The sequence below is a fragment of the Dickeya parazeae Ech586 genome (assembly GCF_000025065.1).
Lineage (GTDB): Bacteria > Pseudomonadota > Gammaproteobacteria > Enterobacterales > Enterobacteriaceae > Dickeya > Dickeya zeae.
The window spans coordinates 4596109-4613293 of record NC_013592.1; the positions used below are offsets into that span (position 1 = coordinate 4596109).

Here is a 17185-nt window from a genome sequence, read left to right on the forward strand (position 1 = left end):
CCTCAGCATCGCTCCGCTGGGTTTCACACGCTTAACCCCGTGAGTGAAAGTAATATTTATCGCTTAATCAGCCACCAGCTTTTATTTCGCCGACACGCCACGTGTCATGCTGGTTAAAACAGTGCATGGATTTTGTTAAAAAGTTAATTAACTAAAAATCATTTCGCAACTCAACGATAACAAGTTGAAATCAATTCGCACAGGTTGTTTCGCCGGTGAGGTGACATCCACCGTCTTTACTACCGATATCCCATATCACTCGAGTGGCAGGGCAACCCGCCTGCCACCGGAAGTATGACGGGTATATATACCCCAAATAATTCGAGTTGCAGGAAGGCGGCAAGTGAGTGAATCCCGATGAGCTTACTCAGGTAAGTGATTCGGGTGAATGAACACAGCCAACACACCTGCAACTTGAAGTATGACGGGTACTTTTGTTTCATTCCAGGGAATGCATATTCATGCATGACGGCAACACCAAAATAGAATAAGGCACACGATGCAGATACTAAAAAATATGAAGCTCGGCACTATGCTCGGATCCGGTTTTATACTGGTCATTTTTATCGGTTTTACCGTGGCCATTTTCGGGCGTAGCCAGTTGATTCATGTGGGCAATAATCTGGATTACCTGTCCAATATTCGCCTGAATAACCTGATTGCCATGCAGGAAATTAAAGATAACTTCAATTCCGCCGCCCGAATCATTCGGGAAAGCGCAATACAAACCGACACCACGCTTCTCGCGCAGGAAAAGCGCCGACTCGATACACTTATCGAACGGAATAACAGCCTGCTCAGGTTGCTGGATGAAAAACTGAAGCTGAAAAAGTCACGGGAATTGCTGGCGCAGCTCAATCAGGCACGTCCGCCTTATTCCAATGCGGTACGAAAAGTCATGGAACTGAGCATGAACGGCCAGCAAGAACAGGCCCGCGCGTTAATTCTGGGTGAGCTACTGAGTGCCCAGACCATGCTGTTCAACGTGATGGATACCATGATCACGGAACACAAGAATGACACGGTCGAGATGTCCCAGCATTTCATGGCGGATGCCCGCGACGCCGGTAGCCTGTTGTTGATAGTCACCGCTATCAGTGCGCTGTTGGGTGCGCTGGTAGCCTGGCTGATTACCCGTCAGGTGAAAGGACAACTGGGCGGTGAGCCAGCCTATGCCTCACACATTGCCCAACAGGTGGCACAAGGCAACCTGGCGGTAGAAGTGCAGTTACACGCCAACGACCAGCACAGCCTGCTGGCCGCCATGCATACTATGCGCGATAACCTCAGCCATATCGTCAGTCAGGTGCGCCAGAGCAGTGAATCTATCGCCACCGGGTCGCAACAAATCGCCATCGGCAATGCAGACCTCAGCCAGCGTACCGAAGAACAAGCCGCCAGCCTGCAACAAACCGCCGCGTCGATGGAGCAGATTAGCCAGACGATTCATCAAAACGGCGAAACCGTGCGCGAAGCCGCCCTGCTGGCAACCACCGCCAGCCAGACGGCCGCCAAAGGCAGTGACGTGGTGAGTGACGTGATTTGCACCATGCAAGAGATCACCAGCAGCTCACAAAAAATCGGCGATATCATCAGCGTCATCGACAGTATTGCCTTCCAGACCAATATCCTGGCGCTGAACGCCGCGGTGGAAGCCGCTCGAGCCGGTGAGCAAGGCCGTGGCTTTGCGGTGGTAGCCGGAGAAGTGCGCTCACTGGCACAGCGTTCCGCGTCCGCCGCCCGGGAAATTAAGACATTGATCACCGAAAGTATGGAGAAAGTAGAAAGCGGCTCTCGCCGTGTCAGCCATGCCGGTGTCACGATGGGGGAGATTGTCTCTCAGGCGCGCCATGTTGCTGAATTAATTAATGAGATTGGGGTCACCACCGGTGAACAGGAATCCGGCATCGGCCAGATTCATCAGGCAGTCAGCCAGCTCGACCAGGTTACCCAGCAAAACGCCGCACTGGTAGAACAGTCTGCCAGCGCGGCGGAGAGCCTGAACGCTCAGGCCAGTCATCTGGTGCAATTGGTGAATGCGTTCATCCTCGTCAGTCATGCTGGCCGGAACCGGCACCCATCGCCTGACAACGTCGCCTTACCCATTGGCGTCACGATAACCACGGCATAAGGCGAAACCCTATCTTCGGGGAGGAGGACATGCCAACTCCCCGAATCATTGCACGCCGCTTTGTGGTGTGACGTTCAGACCAGCACATCTATCGAGACATTACCCGCCGGGCCGACGGACAGATCGGCGCTGACGTCCGCACCCCCTCCGGTCATGCTCATCGACTGCACCGTTTTTTCGATATCGGCAATAGATTGATTGATAGCCCTCATCTGTTTCTGGGCTTCTTTATCGTCATGTCGGCTGGCATTTTTTACCATCGCGAGTAACGATTTCAGCTCGCGAACGGCATCCTGTACCGACTTCGCATCCGCCCGATGCTGTGTCGAACCTGCACTGCGCTCGATAAACGCGGCGGCTACGTCCTGCCACTGCTTCGCTTCCTGTGCAGAAGCATCGCCCTCACCACTTTTTGCCGCCGATGACGTACCCGCGGCGTGCTCCCCCAGAGCCTCCGATTCAACAGAGGCACTGTCACCAGCGGTAGAGGTGGAGGAGGTAGAGGAGGTAGCCGTGGCTGCGGACAACGCAGCAGCGCCACCGCTTTCTGCCGCCACGCCGGACTGATTTTCCCCACCCGCCGTGTCGGTAGCCGCCCCGCCGCTGCCTGCGCTCAATGTTTTCGCCGCCTGTCCCAGCTCGGCGGCCAACTGGCGCATTTCGCGCAGTACACCGGGGGGCACCGACTGCCCGGCCAGCGACAGCAACATCATCTTCAGCATCTGGATGCGCCGTTTGATTTGTTCAATACGCCCGCGCGCCAGGTCCTGGTCAGCGTTGTTGAGTTTGCTCATCCTGGCCCGCATGGTGGCATCAATGCGCTTACGAACCTCATCGCTGAACTGCACCATCACCGACGCTAACGATGGCTGCTCGCGGGATGTCTCCGTTTCCGTGCTGGTTTGCGCCGTACTGGCGTCACTATCGGTCCTGACATTCTGCGCGGCTGTACCTGTGGCAGAACGGTTGAAAGAAAGTGGAGAAGTCATTCGAAGTCCTATGCAGCGCCAATCATCAACCATCAGCAAAAATGAAGCATAGGGTGCCATTCGCACCATCGGGCCACATTTTTCTGACATATATTGAAACATAACGGCACCACGCCCACAGTCTTTAGCGTATAAGCACCTTCATACCGCATCGCGGTCAGGAAAGAGTGACGCGCGTTACCCGCCACACAGAGTATCGGTGCTGCAAGACCGGCAGCCAGCATGAAAAACGGCAAAAAAGATGGCATAGATAACAATGCATTACGCCAACTCATTCACGATGAAATAACTCAATATAAAATAATCACATCAACGACATTTAATTAAAAAAATAAATATTACGCCTTATAGACAAACCCCCATTTTGCTTCCATATTGATATTGTCGGCCTAATAAATATTACCACGGAAGACATCATCTGCCGGACTGGCATCAACCAACGCAATATGCTGCTCAATTTTCTTTCTATGCACCTGCCGACAGTGTCATAGCCCAACGCCAGATAATAGAGCTTCGCTGGATAAAGCGGTGTTGCGATATTTTTAATATATACGCCATACCGATAACCTTATAAAAAATAATAAGATATCTGAGCCAACACAATGAAATGAGAAGGCTTAGTGTTTTTATTTTCCAGCGATGGGATACACATTGAATATCAATGTAAAAATGCAGTTGCACGACACTATGGCAGGTATATCAGTCGGCCAGTCATCATGACAAGGTGATGATATTCCTTATTTTCTGGCACCCGTTCTTTGCATCACCCATGTGAACGAAGACATTGACACACAGGCACGGAAATATGGACAAATTAAAGCACATGAAACTCAATACGATGATTGGCGCCGGTTTTGCTGTCGTTATTATTATCGGATTTCTCGTCGCTACATTCGGTAAAACACAGTTACGAGAATTAAGCTCAGATATTCAGTTACTTTCCCAGAACCGTATCGTTAAATTGCTACTCATACAATCCTATAAGGATAATATGATCGTCGCAACCAATTCCGTGCGCAATATGGCTATGCTGACCGATGTCACCAAAATGAGTCAGGAGAAGAAGAAAGTTGATGAAAGCGTAGAAAAAAATGGGGTGATCATCACTAAATTAAAATCGATGCCCAGTGATTCAACGGGTCAGCGCTTGATAGCTCATCTGGCCGATGTCCGTCCAGACGCTGTCGCCGCATTGAGCAAGGCCGTTGCACTAGCGCAGTCTAATCGTAATGAGGAAGCCCGCAATGTTATCCTCAACGAAATGCAACCGGCGCAGGAAAAACTAATTGCCGCCATTGATGAGATCGTCACCTATCAGAAAACCGCCACCACCGATCTGGCAGATGATGCTGAAAATCTGGCAGACGATGCCGGTAATACCATGTTTATTCTGGCGATCGTTTCGCTATTCATCGGTGTGCTGATCTCCTGGTCGATTACCCGTCATGTGAAAGGCACCCTCGGGGGTGAACCGGCGGAAGCCGCTCGTATTGCCCGGCAAATCGCACAAGGCAACCTGTCGCTGGCGATACCGCTACAGGAAAACGATAATCACAGCTTATTGGCCGCCCTTGAGATGATGCGACGCAGTCTGAGCCACATCGTCGATCAGGTGCGCCAGAGTAGCTATGCGATCGCGATGGGAACCAGCGAAATTGCCAGCGGGACCAACGATCTCAGCCAGCGTACCGAAGAACAGGCCGCCAGCCTGCAACAAACTGCCGCGTCCATGGAGCAAATCAGCAACGCGGTCAGCCATAACGTAGAAATCGTCCACCACGTGACTGAACTTGCCAACAATGCCAACAGTACCGCCGGTAAAGGCAATGACGTGGTCAACAATGTCATCAGCGTGATGAACGACATCAACAGCAGTTCCCAGAAGATTGTCGATATTATCCAGCTTATTGACAGCATTGCTTTTCAGACCAATATCCTGGCGCTTAATGCCGGGGTAGAAGCCGCCCGCGCCGGGGAAGAAGGGAAAGGGTTCGCCGTGGTCGCCAGTGAAGTGCGTTCGCTGGCACAGCACGCCGCCAGCGCGGCGCACGACATCAAAACCCTGATTACAGAGAGTGTGCAAAAAATCGAAACCGGGGCCGACCTGGTTAACCATGCAGGCAGCACCATGAGCGATATCCTACAACAGACCAAACAGGTTGCCGAACTGATCGGTGAGATCGGTCTTTCGACCAGTGAACAGCAACTGGGGATCTCGCAAATCAACACCGCGGTGGCGCAGTTGGATCAGGTCACCCACCAAAATGCGGCACTGGTAGAGGAATCAGCCACCGCGACCGATAGCCTGAACCAGCAGGCGGCCCATCTGGTGGACGTGATCAAAGTGTTTGTGGTGGAAGAGACTATTTCACGCAAACGGCTGGATATGAACGACCCGGTTAACATCGCTGATACCCCCATCGAGCGCCGTCTGATTATGCATTGATACGAATGATGCTAGCAGTAATACCTATACAGGGGGCGTGTGACACGTCCCCCTGTAGTGTGACCGGTCCTATCCGGCCAAAGATGAGAGATGGCAGGGCACCGCCAACCGGGTGTGCTATCAGAAATGCGGCTCAATCTGCGGCAGTTCACGCTCTAAAATCTCAATCATACCATCACGTACCGGATCACTTCCGGTACTCACCCAGGCCACCGCCAGCGGCAACCCCTGACGTGATAACGTCCCCTGATGCCGTATGGGAATAAACCGCACATTGGGCACCGACATACGGGATACCCAGCGCGGCATGATAGCCCCCCCGACACCCGCCGCAACCATATTGATAATGGTCTGTTTTTCATTGGCTTTTTGCACCACATTCGGCTTGAGCCGCGCTTCACTAAACAGATTCATGGTCACATCATGGCTATGAGGCCGCGCACGCCGGTCAGGCACGATTAACGGCAAGGCCGCCAGATCATGAATCCCGACCTCCTGATGCTCTGCCAACTCATGGTGTTCCTCGATAGCGAGTACGACATTTTCATTGAGTAAAAAACGCAGGGTTAACCAGGGGGCCCAACGTTCCGGTGGACGAATAAAAATCAGATCCAAACTCCCGGTTTTCAGTCTGGGTAACAGACGGGAGGTTTTATCCTCATGAATCTGCACATCCACCTGTGGATACGCCTGACGAAAGAAGTGTAACAGATGCGGAATCAAGCCAATGGCGGCACTATCAATCGCCCCAATGCGTAAAATACTGGAGTTTGCACGCCCCTGAGAACGAAAGCGGAGCGCCAGCGCATCCGCATCCGCCACCAGCTTTCTACTTTCTTCCAGCAGCGTTTGCCCGTCCTGCGTCAACGCCACACTGCGCGTCGAGCGAATAAACAGTCTGGTGCCAAGGCATTCCTCCAGCAAACGAATATGACGCCCGAGCGCGGAAGGCAACATATCCAGCCGCTGGGCGGCATGACCGAAATGTAGCGTTTCAGCCACCGCAATAAAACAGCGCAGTTGGTTAAGTTCCATGCTCTTCCTCTGGCGATTATGTGAAAAATTTGAATAAATCATAACGCTGTTTTTTTTATGAACAACACAGAAGCGGGAGACTATTGCGCTATAGCTGATCTTTATCACAGAAATAAGCAGTCAGTTTTCAGCTATTCGGTGATGCTATTTTTTAATATCAGTAAAAATGGCGAAACACATCACAATAAAAATCAATTAATATTGATCACGATCATTTTTATCCTTCCAGAGCTGATCCACCACTGAATTATACGAATTATTTATATAAATGCAGGTGGATGATCAAGCTCGCCCCTGACTGCATAGTGACACCGCTTGTTTATATAACAGCCACCGTCTTGCCCGAGGTTATTTCTTCTTACCCTGTTTTATTAATCTGGAACGCAAAATGAAAAAAGACATTGAGCGAGAAACTCTCAAAAAAATAACCTGGCGAATAGTGCCCTTTGTGATGTTCGCTTATTTTATCGCTTTCTTTGATCGTATTAATATTGGTTTTGCCGCACTGACCATGAACCAGGACCTGGGTTTTTCCTCTACCGTATTTGGAATTGGCGCAGGCATGTTTTTTATTGGTTATTTTTTTACTGATGTTCCCTCGAATATCATTCTGCAAAAAGTCGGCCCGCGTATCTGGTTAGCACGTATCATGATCAGTTGGGGGATTGTCGCCGCCTGTATGATATCGGTAAAAACCGTGACCGGTTTTTATATTCTGCGCTTTTTCCTCGGTGTGGCAGAAGCCGGGTTCTTTTCTGGCATCATTCTTTATCTCAGTACCTGGTTCCCCTCCAAACGTCGGGCTCAGGTGATTGCCTTTTTCATGGCCGCCGCTCCCATTTCCTCCATGCTGGGTTCACCGCTGGCAGGCACCATTCTCAGCTTCCATGGGGTAATGGGATTAACCGGCTGGCAGTTCATGTTTTTAATGGATTCCGCCGCGGCGATTTTACTGGGTATTTTCACTTTCTTTTATTTGAATGATAAACCGGAAAAAAACACCTGGTTAAATCAGGAACAAACACAATGGCTGACCACCACGCTGCAAGAAGAAAAAGCCGCCAGAAGCAGTGACACTAAAACCAGCGCACTGAAAGGGTTGACGGATATTCGCGTCTTAACATTAGCACTGGTTTATTTCGGCACCTCCGCCGGACTGTATTCATTAAATATCTGGTCACCTCAATTTATTAAATCCTTCGGTTTAAGCACCCTGCAAATCGGCTTTATTAATGCCATTCCGGCTGCGATTGCCGTCGTCACCATGATTTTCTGGGCCCGGCATTCGGATGCCACCCGTGAACGCACCTGGCATGTGGTCAGCGCCTGTGTGCTGGCAAGCCTCGGCTTCGTGCTGGCCGGTTCCGTGCACTCTTTGGGGCTCGCCATGCTGGCGCTGGTGCTGGCGAGCATCGGCATTTACTCCTGCAAACCGCCGTTGTGGAGCATCCCTTCCCTGTTTTTATCCGGCCCGGCAGCGGCCGCCGGGCTGGCGGCGATTAACTCTATCGGCAATTTGGGCGGCTTTTTCGGCCCGGCAATCATCGGCTGGCTAAAAGAAAAAACCGGTGATTTCTCACTCGCACTCTACGCCATTGCCGGTTTGCTGCTGCTGTCTGCCCTGCTGACGCTGCTCATCGAAGTCAGCCGCAAACGTAAGGTCATGAAAACGTCGCTGGCCTGATGCCATCGCACCTTTACCACATTTTTAAAGGCCTGCTCGATGGGGCCCTTACACCCGGAGGTTACTGTGAATACTGAATCCATATCGGAACTGATTGATGTCATGACGCGCTTTACCGGCTATGTCGGCAAACGGCTCCCGAACGATGTCATCAAAAAACTCGACGAGTTGCGTGCAAAAGAAGATAGCCCGCTGGCTAAAGTGGTCTATGACTCGATGTTTGAAAACCAGAAACGGGCAGACGAGCTTGACCGCCCTTGTTGTCAAGACACCGGCGTTATTCAGTACTTTATTACGGTAGGTGCACGTTTCCCGTTTATTGGCGATCTGGAGCACGTATTACAGCAAGCGACGCTGGAAGCCACCAAAAAAGCGCCGCTGCGCCACAACGCGGTAGAAACTTTTATTGAGAAAAATACCGGCACCAACACCGGTTCCCGCATTCCCTGGCTGGATTGGGAAATAATTCCTGATGACGACCACTGCACTATCGACGTGTATATGGCCGGTGGCGGCTGCTCATTACCGGGTGCCGCCAAAGTGCTGATGCCGGGCCAGGGCTACGAAGGCGTTAACCAGTTTGTGTTTGATGTGATTACCTCTTACGGCGTGAACGCCTGCCCACCGCTGCTGGTCGGCGTCGGTGTGTCCACTTCAGTTGAAACCGCCGCCCGGTTGTCGAAAAAAGCCATTCTGCGCCCGGTTGACTCGTCACACCCGAACGCCGATGCCGCCAAAATGGAAAAACTGCTCGAAGACGGCCTGAATCAGGTCGGGTTAGGGCCGCAGGGTCTTGGCGGTGCCTCATCGGTAATGGGGGTCAATATTGAATCCTCCGCCCGTCACCCCTCCACTATCGGGGTGGCCGTTTCTACCGGTTGCTGGGCACACCGTCGCGGCGCTATCCGTTTCAATGCCGACTTATCCTATGAAATCCTGTCTCACGAAGGTGCCGTATTATGAAAAAAATCCTGACCACGCCCATCAAAGATGAAGATTTGGCGGACCTGAACATTGGCGACGTGGTGTACCTGACGGGCACCTTAGTCACCTGCCGCGATGTGGCACACCGCCGCCTGATTGAGCTGGGGCGTGAATTGCCGGTTGACCTCAAAGGTGGTGCTATCCTCCATGCAGGCCCGATTGTGGTGGAAAAAGAGGATGGCAGCTTCGACATGATCTCCATCGGCCCGACCACCAGCATGCGCATGGAGAAATTTGAAAAAGAGTTCATCGAACAAACCGGCGTGAAGCTGATTGTCGGCAAAGGCGGCATGGGGCCGAACACCGAAGCCGGTTGCCAGCAATTCAAGGCGGTACACGCGGTGTTCCCTGGCGGCTGTGCGGTGCTGGCCGCCACCTGTGTCGAGGAAATCGAAGACGCCCAATGGCGCGATCTGGGTATGCCGGAAACACTGTGGGTTAATCGGGTGAAAGTCTTCGGCCCGTTGATCATCTCCATCGACACGCACGGCAACAACCTGTTTGAGCAAAATAAGGCGACCTATAACGATCGCAAAGTGCCGATCATCGCCGACATCAACGAACAGATCCGCTTTATCAAATAACGTCCCACACCGGGGCGACGGGCGATAAACCTAAGCGCGTTCCCCCGGTATTAACAACGGAATACACGTATGAAACTGGCGAGTTTTATCAACCCGCAAAGCGGTGCGAAAACCTTCGGCATCGTCAACGACAACGGGCTTATCGACCTCGGCCGCCGCCTGTCCGGTCGCTTTAGCGATCTGACTGAGGTATTACGCGCAAATGCGCTGGCAAACTTACCCCATACTGCCGGGGCTGATTTTTATCTCGATGAAGTCACCTATCTCCCGGTCATCGAAAGGCCATCAAAAATCCTGTGCGTTGGCATGAATTACATGGAAAAACGCATCGAGTTTGAACAAACCACGGATGCGCCGACGCTGTTTATCCGTTTTGCCGACACCCTGAGCGGCCATCGGCAAGCCCTACTCAAACCGCAATCCACCAACGAATTTGATTACGAAGGCGAGCTTGCAGTGATCATCGGTAAACATGCTGACAACGTCAGCCGGGAGACGGCATTATCGGTGGTAGCGGGTTACAGTTGCTTTATGGATGGCTCAGTACGCGATATGCAGTACACCTGGTTCACTTCCGGTAAGAACTGGCGTCACACTGGCGGTTTTGGCCCCTGGATGGTGACGAGCGATGAGATTGGTGACCCACAACAGCTGGGCATCAGCACCTACCTGAATGGCAATCGGGTGCAGCATGACCACACCAGCAATATGGTGCGTTCTGTTGCAGAACTGATCGAGTACATTTCCCGGTTTACGCCGCTGTCACCCGGCGATGTGATTATCACCGGTTCACCGGGTGGCGTCGGCAAAAAACGCACGCCACCACTGTTTATGCATGAAGGTGATGTGGTGGAGGTGGAAATCAGCGGGATTGGCCGATTGGTTAATCGCATCTCGACGCCGCAACCAGCACAGAGCCCCCAGGTATTGCGCCCAGAACCGTATACTGTCTGAACAACCGCTGCCGGACGGCAGCGGTCATCATCGATTGAGGTATCCGTTTACAACGCACGGCGCAGACGCGCCACCGCTTCATGCATCTGCTCTTCGGTGGCCGTAGCGAACGACAAACGCAGCGTGGAGTGGTCCGGTTTATCGGCAAAGAAGAACTCGCCGGGCACGAACACCACGCCTTGCTCCAGCGTTTTCTGTAGCCAGGCGGTGGTATCAAACGGCTGACGGAAACGCGCCCACAGGAACATACCGCCTTTGGGCTGGTTGAAGCTAATCACATCGCCCAGCTCATGCGCCATCAATTCAGACAACAGTTCGCCTTTGCGACGATAAGCCTGACGGATGGTATCGATCTGTGCAGGTAAGCGCCCACTTCCCAGATAGAACTCCACGATAGTCTGGGACAATGAGCTGGCATGCAGGTCGGCGGCCTGTTTGATAATCGCCACGTTATGCAGCAGCCATTCCGGCAGAATCGCCCAGCCTAAACGCAGCCCCGGTGCCAGAATTTTGGAAAACGACGAGGTATACACCACGCGGTCGGCATGACCGGCTTCTTTCGCCAACTGGTAAATCGTGGCATGGCGTTCCTCGGTGAAACGCAACTCGCCATACGGGTCGTCTTCTACGATCAGGAAATCGTGACGGGCCGCCAGCGCCACCAGTTGACGGCGACGGTCTGCGCTCAGGGTAACGCCGCTCGGGTTGCCGAAGTTCGGCACCAGATAGACACCTTTGATACGCGTGGTTTCGAGCAGTGCTGCCAGCTCATCCACCACCATACCGTTTTCGTCAGACGATACCGACATCACCTGCGCTTCTGCCAGTTGCAGCGTTTGCAGTGCCGCCAGATAGGTCGGGCGTTCCACCACAAAGATATCCTGCGGGTTGGCGGTGGCACGCATCACCAGATCCAGCGCCTGCTGGGAACCGGCCGTCACCACAATGTCCTGCGCCTGCGTTTGTACGCCACGCAGCGCACACAGCTCAGCGATACGCTCACGCAACAACGGGCTGCCTTCGGTCAGGCCATACTGAAACGCCGATTTTGGCTGCTCGGTAATCGCCTGTTGAGTTGCTTCATTCAGTCCCTGGAAATCAAATAACGCATCAGAAGGAATGCCGCCCGCCAACGAAATCACGCCGTCCATTTTGCTGTGCTTGAGCAATTCACGAATCGCGGAGCTTTTCAGGCGCGCCATGCGCTGCGCCAGTAACCCATCCGTTGACATGTTAAATCTCACTTATTTTTTTAAAAAAGATGGTAGAAAAACGGGCCGGTAAACCCGGCCCGATGAGGTGTCTCACGTAAGCAGTAATTTAACCACCAAGGTAGGCAGAACGCACGGCTTCGTTAGCTAACAAAGCATCACCGGTGTCTTCCAACACCACACGGCCGTTTTCCAGCACATAGCCGCGATCCGCCAGGCGCAGCGCCTGATTGGCGTTCTGCTCCACCAGGAAGATGGTCATGCCTTCTTCGCGCAACTGCGCGATAGTGTCGAAAATCTGCAAAATGATGATCGGTGCCAACCCCAGCGAGGGCTCGTCCAGCAACAGTAAACGCGGCTGGCTCATCAGCGCACGGCCGATAGCCAACATTTGCTGTTCACCGCCGGACATGGTCCCGGCGCGCTGGGCGCGACGCTCAAACAACCGAGGAAACAGATCGTACACGCGCGCAATGCGCTCCTGATACTGTTCACGGCTGGCGAAAAACCCGCCCATCGCCAGATTCTCTTCCACCGTCATGCGGGAAAACACCCGACGGCCTTCCGGCACGATGGCAATGGCTTCGCGCATAATGCGCGCCGTCTGCCAGTCGGTAATGTCTTTGCCGTCGAACACGATAGACCCTTGCGAGGCACGCGGCTCGCCGCACAGTGTGCCCAACAAGGTGGTTTTACCCGCACCGTTGGCGCCAATCAGCGTCACGATCTCACCCTGATTGATATGCAGGCTGACCTGATGCAACGCCTGAATTTTGCCGTAGTGCGCAGAAACCTGATTCAATGACAACATAACGTTTTATCCTTCACCCAGATATGCACGGATAACATCCGGGTTGTTACGAATTTCAGCCGGGGTACCGTTTGCCAGTGGCGTCCCCTGATTCACCACGTAAATCCGGTCAGAAATCCCCATCACCAGCTTCATGTCATGCTCAATCAACAGCACGGAAACCTGATGATTGCCGCGCAGGTCGATAATCAGCTCGTTAAGCTCTTCCGTTTCTTTCGGGTTCAGACCGGCGGCCGGTTCATCCAGCATCAGCAGTTCCGGGCGGGTCACCATGCAGCGGGCGATCTCCAGCCGACGCTGCTGACCATACGCCAGATTCCCCGCCTGACGGTTCGCCAGTTCAAGCAACCCCACGCGTTCCAGCCAGACGGCGGCACGCTGCTGGGCATCCGCTTCGGCACGGCGAAACGCCGGTGTCTTTAACAGACCAGCGAACACCCCACTTTTGAGGTGCTGATGTTGGGCGACCAGCAGGTTCTCAATCACGGTCATTTCGCGAAAAAGACGCACATGCTGGAAAGTACGCACCACCCCCATACGGGCTATTTGCTGTCCCGGCAAGCCTTCCAGATGCTGATCCCGCAGCACAATGGTGCCGCCAGTTGGGCGATAGAAACCGGTCAGGCAGTTGAATACCGTGGTTTTACCGGCACCGTTGGGGCCTATCAACGACACAATCTCGCCCTGATGCAAATCCAGCTCGACGTTGTTGACCGCCAGCAGGCCGCCGAAGCGCATCATCAGGCCCCGGACCGACAATAATGGCTGCGTGCTCATGCCTGCTCTTCCTTCTTCTCAACCTTACCAACCTGCAGCTTTATCTGCGTACGCTTCATCGGTAACAGCCCTTGTGGCCGCCAAATCATCATCAGTACCATCAATGCGCCCAGCACCAACATGCTGTACTCATTCAGGTCACGCATCAGCTCACGCGATACCACCAGCAGGATGGCCGCCAGAATCACCGCGAACTGCGAGCCCATCCCGCCCAGCACCACGATAGCCAGCACAAACGCCGACTCCACAAAGGTGAAGGATTCCGGGCTGACAAAGCCCTGACGGGCAGCAAACAGCGTCCCGGCGAAACCCGCAAATGCCGCACTGATGGTAAACGCCGTCAGTTTGATTTTGGTGGGACTCAGCCCCAGCGAACGGCAGGCAATTTCATCTTCACGCAGCGCTTCCCAGGCGCGGCCCAACGGCATACGCAGCAGGCGGTTAATGACGAACAGCGTCAATACCACCAGCAGCAACGCCACCATGTACAGGAAGATAATGCGGTCGCTAGGGTCGTAGCGCAGGCCAAAGAAGTGATGGAAAGTATCCCAACTGCCTTGCGCAGTACGGTTAAACTCCAGACCGAAGAACGTCGGCTTCGGAATCTGGCTGATGCCGTTCGGCCCACCGGTAAAACCGGTATTGTTGAGCAGCAGGATACGCACAATCTCGCCAAACCCGAGGGTGACGATCGCCAGATAGTCACCGCGCAAGCGCAGTACCGGGAACCCGAGCAGGAAACCGGACAACGCAGCCGTCAGACCTGCCAGCGGCAGGCACTGCCAGAAGCCAAGGCCATAATAATGGCTCAGCAACGCGTAGGTGTAAGCGCCGATGGCGTAGAAACCGCCGTAACCCAGCACCAGCAGACCAGACAACCCCACCACCACGTTCAGGCCGAGACCCAAAATGATGTAAATCATGGTCAGCGTGGCGATATCCACCGTCCCGCGCGACACCACGAACGGCCAGGCGACGGCGGCGATAACCAACGCCAGCGCCAGCAGTTTTTGCCGTGGCGTACTGCCGTCAAAGCTCGGCAGCACAAAACTGGGGCCGGAAACTTTCTTCGCCCCTTGCGCCAGTGCAGGACGCAATAATTGAAACAGGAACACCAGCGCGCAGGCAGCGATAATCCACAGCCAGCGTATTTTTTCCGCGCCGTGCACTACCAGACGGGTTCCATCCAGACTCAGTTGCATCCCCATCAGGAATGTCGCCAGCACCAGCAGTACCAGCGCTGAGACCACGGCATTAACCAGCGTGTGCAGTTTCATACCTTCTCCACCTCCGGACGGCCCAGAATCCCGGTCGGCATCACCAGCAGCACCACGATCAACAGCGCAAAGGAGACCACATCTTTATATTCGGTACTGAGGTAGGCAGAGGTCAGCGACTCGGCAATGCCGAGAATCAGGCCGCCGATCATCGCCCCCGGAATACTGCCAATACCGCCCAGCACCGCGGCGGTAAACGCTTTCATACCCGCCATAAAGCCAATATAGGGGTTAATCACGCCATAGAACTGGCCCAACAGCACCCCGGCCACCGCCGCCATCGCGGCACCGATAACGAACGTCAGCGAGATAACACGATCGGTACTGATACCCAGCAGGCTCGCCATTTTCAGGTCTTCCGCACAGGCACGGCAGGCGCGTCCCATACGGGAGTAGCGGATAAACAGCGTCAGTGCCAGCATCGCCAGAAAGGTGACCACCCAGATAGTCAGTTGCATCGCAGAGAGCGTCGCGGCAAAGCCGTTGCTTTCACCCAACACCCACTGGCCCTGGATCAGGCTCGGCAACGCCACGTCACGCGACCCCTGCATCAAACTGACGTAGTTCTGCAGGAAAATCGACATCCCGATGGCGGAAATCAGTGCGATCAGACGTTTGGAATTGCGCACCGGCTTGTAAGCCACACGCTCGATACTCCAGCCGTAGGCGCTGGAGATCACCACCGCCGCGATAAACGCGACGCCAATCAATAGCCAGCCAGCGTCGATGCCCATCATCATCAACGCCGCGATCACGATAAAAGAAACATAACTACCGATCATGTACACCTCGCCGTGGGCGAAGTTAATCATGCCGATAATGCCGTAAACCATGGTGTAGCCAATGGCAATCAGCGCATAGGTGCTGCCCAACGTCACGCCGTTGAACATCTGCTGAAAGAAATAGAGGAACTGCTCGGACATACCTTAACCTTAGACATTGCCCCCGCAGCCTGACGGCTGAGGGGGCATCGGTATTGGGAGTAATACGGGTTCGGTTAATTACTTCGCCGGAGAAGAAGTACCGTCCGCATGCCACTCGAATACGCCAAATTCAAACCCTTTCAGGTCGCCTTTTTCGTCCCAGCTCAGCGGGCCCATCACCGTGTCTACCGACTTGGCTTTCAGGTCAGCGGCCAGTTTGGCAGGCTCGGTGCTGCCGGTACGCTGCATCGCCGTGCTCAGCGACTGCAACGCGGCATAGGTCGTCCACACGAACGGACCGGTCGGATCCAGTTTCTTGGCTTTCAGCGCGTCAACGATAGGCTGGTTGGTCGGTACCTGATCATAACGTTTAGGTAAGGTGACCAACATGCCTTGAGAAGCATCACCCGCAATGTTGGACAGCGACGAGTTGCCCACGCCTTCCGGGCCCATAAACTTGGTCGTCAGGCCTGCCGCACGAGCCTGGCGTAAGATCTGCCCCATTTCCGGGTAGTAACCGCCAAAGTAGACAAAATCGACGTTCTCTTTCTTCAGGCGCGCCACCAGCGTGGAGAAATCTTTATCCCCGGCGGTGATCCCTTCAAACAGCACCACATTCGCGTTGGCTTTTTTCAGGCTATCCTGCACGGCACGAGCCAGCCCTTCGCCATACTGCTGTTTGTCGTGCACCACGGCGATACGCTGCGGTTTAACGTGCTCCAGAATATATTTCGCGGCGGTCGGCCCCTGATCGGAATCCAGACCGGTGGTACGCATAATCAACTTGTAGCCACGGGTAGTCAGGTCAGGCGCAGTCGCGGCCGGTGTAATCATCAGCACGCCTTCATCTTCGTAAATGTCAGATGCAGGCTGAGTGGACGACGAACACAGGTGACCAATCACATAGTGAATACCTTCGTTAATCACCTTGTTGGCGACAGCAACGGCCTGTTTCGGGTCGCACGCGTCATCGAATTCCACACCTACCAGTTTGTTACCGTTCACGCCGCCCTTGGCGTTAATGTCGGCAATAGCCTGACGCGCACCGGTAAACTCCATATCACCGTACTGCGCTACCGGGCCAGACATGGCACCGACGATCGCGACTTTGATATCCGCCGCGTTTACCGCATGGCTCATTGCCGCTGCCAGGCACCCCACCAGTAATGCGTTACCTTTGCTTAATTTCATCCGTTTTACCCCATCTGTCATTTTTGGATATTGCTATAATTATTGTCGTTAACCGTTATTGTTCGCACTTTTTCATACGGAATAACGAGTTAGACTCTACTATAAGCAATAGTTTGTAATAAGGCTTTATTATTCATAATATTAAACAGGAGTTTTATGCTGTAAATCAACTGTAATTCTCAGTAAAA

14 protein-coding genes are annotated in these 17185 nt (G+C 53.7%); 6 read left to right on the forward strand and 8 right to left on the reverse strand.

Features of this window, described 5'->3' with window-relative positions; genetic code table 11:
- Positions 1 to 499: 499 nt before the first annotated feature.
- Positions 500 to 2131, forward strand: coding sequence for a methyl-accepting chemotaxis protein (locus DD586_RS20065; RefSeq protein ID WP_012886619.1), 1632 nt, complete (start codon positions 500 to 502; stop codon positions 2129 to 2131).
- 74 nt (positions 2132 to 2205) lie between these two features.
- Here DD586_RS20065 and DD586_RS20070 read toward each other — a convergent pair whose 3' ends face one another.
- A complete protein-coding gene (locus DD586_RS20070) occupies positions 2206 to 3120 on the reverse strand; it encodes a hypothetical protein (protein WP_012886620.1) in 915 nt (304 codons plus the stop codon).
- Positions 3121 to 3925: 805 nt separating this feature from the next.
- Between DD586_RS20070 and DD586_RS20075 the strand changes: the two genes are divergently transcribed.
- Positions 3926 to 5566, forward strand: a complete 1641-nt coding sequence (locus tag DD586_RS20075) for a methyl-accepting chemotaxis protein (protein ID WP_012886621.1) — start codon at positions 3926 to 3928, stop codon at positions 5564 to 5566.
- A gap of 120 nt (positions 5567 to 5686) precedes the next feature.
- Here DD586_RS20075 and DD586_RS20080 read toward each other — a convergent pair whose 3' ends face one another.
- Positions 5687 to 6601 carry a LysR family transcriptional regulator gene (locus DD586_RS20080; RefSeq protein ID WP_012886622.1) on the reverse strand — a complete coding sequence of 305 codons (915 nt, stop codon included), beginning with the start codon at positions 6599 to 6601 and terminating at the stop codon, positions 5687 to 5689.
- A gap of 388 nt (positions 6602 to 6989) precedes the next feature.
- Between DD586_RS20080 and DD586_RS20085 the strand changes: the two genes are divergently transcribed.
- The 4 genes from DD586_RS20085 (at position 6990) to DD586_RS20100 (ending at position 10807) form a co-directional block, all read left to right on the forward strand.
- On the forward strand, positions 6990 to 8285 hold the full coding sequence (locus DD586_RS20085; RefSeq protein ID WP_012886623.1) for an MFS transporter: 1296 nt from the start codon (positions 6990 to 6992) through the stop codon (positions 8283 to 8285).
- Positions 8286 to 8324: 39 nt separating this feature from the next.
- Positions 8325 to 9248 (forward strand): L(+)-tartrate dehydratase subunit alpha, encoded by a 924-nt coding sequence (gene ttdA, locus DD586_RS20090; protein WP_012886624.1) that lies wholly within the window; start codon positions 8325 to 8327, stop codon positions 9246 to 9248.
- Positions 9242 to 9853 carry a L(+)-tartrate dehydratase subunit beta gene (gene ttdB / locus DD586_RS20095; RefSeq protein WP_199770348.1) on the forward strand — a complete coding sequence of 204 codons (612 nt, stop codon included), beginning with the start codon at positions 9242 to 9244 and terminating at the stop codon, positions 9851 to 9853. Before ttdA ends, ttdB begins: the two co-directional genes overlap by 7 nt.
- A 69-nt stretch (positions 9854 to 9922) precedes the next feature.
- Entirely contained in the window at positions 9923 to 10807 is an 885-nt protein-coding gene (locus DD586_RS20100; protein ID WP_012886626.1) for a fumarylacetoacetate hydrolase family protein, read from the forward strand.
- Between the two features lie 47 nt (positions 10808 to 10854).
- Here the strand turns inward: DD586_RS20100 and DD586_RS20105 are convergent, their stop codons facing one another.
- From DD586_RS20105 to DD586_RS20130, 6 genes are all read right to left on the reverse strand, one after another.
- Positions 10855 to 12039 (reverse strand): aminotransferase-like domain-containing protein, encoded by a 1185-nt coding sequence (locus DD586_RS20105; RefSeq protein WP_012886627.1) that lies wholly within the window; start codon positions 12037 to 12039, stop codon positions 10855 to 10857.
- Positions 12040 to 12127: 88 nt separating this feature from the next.
- Entirely contained in the window at positions 12128 to 12829 is a 702-nt protein-coding gene (gene livF, locus DD586_RS22090) for a high-affinity branched-chain amino acid ABC transporter ATP-binding protein LivF (protein WP_012886628.1), read from the reverse strand.
- 6 nt (positions 12830 to 12835) lie between these two features.
- Positions 12836 to 13606, reverse strand: coding sequence for a high-affinity branched-chain amino acid ABC transporter ATP-binding protein LivG (gene livG / locus DD586_RS22095; RefSeq protein ID WP_012886629.1), 771 nt, complete (start codon positions 13604 to 13606; stop codon positions 12836 to 12838).
- Positions 13603 to 14883 (reverse strand): high-affinity branched-chain amino acid ABC transporter permease LivM, encoded by a 1281-nt coding sequence (locus tag DD586_RS20120; protein ID WP_012886630.1) that lies wholly within the window; start codon positions 14881 to 14883, stop codon positions 13603 to 13605. Before DD586_RS20120 ends, livG begins: the two co-directional genes overlap by 4 nt.
- On the reverse strand, positions 14880 to 15806 hold the full coding sequence (livH, locus tag DD586_RS20125; protein WP_012886631.1) for a high-affinity branched-chain amino acid ABC transporter permease LivH: 927 nt from the start codon (positions 15804 to 15806) through the stop codon (positions 14880 to 14882). Before livH ends, DD586_RS20120 begins: the two co-directional genes overlap by 4 nt.
- Before the next feature lie 78 nt (positions 15807 to 15884).
- A complete protein-coding gene (locus DD586_RS20130; protein WP_012886632.1) occupies positions 15885 to 16997 on the reverse strand; it encodes a branched-chain amino acid ABC transporter substrate-binding protein in 1113 nt (370 codons plus the stop codon).
- Positions 16998 to 17185: the final 188 nt, after the last annotated feature.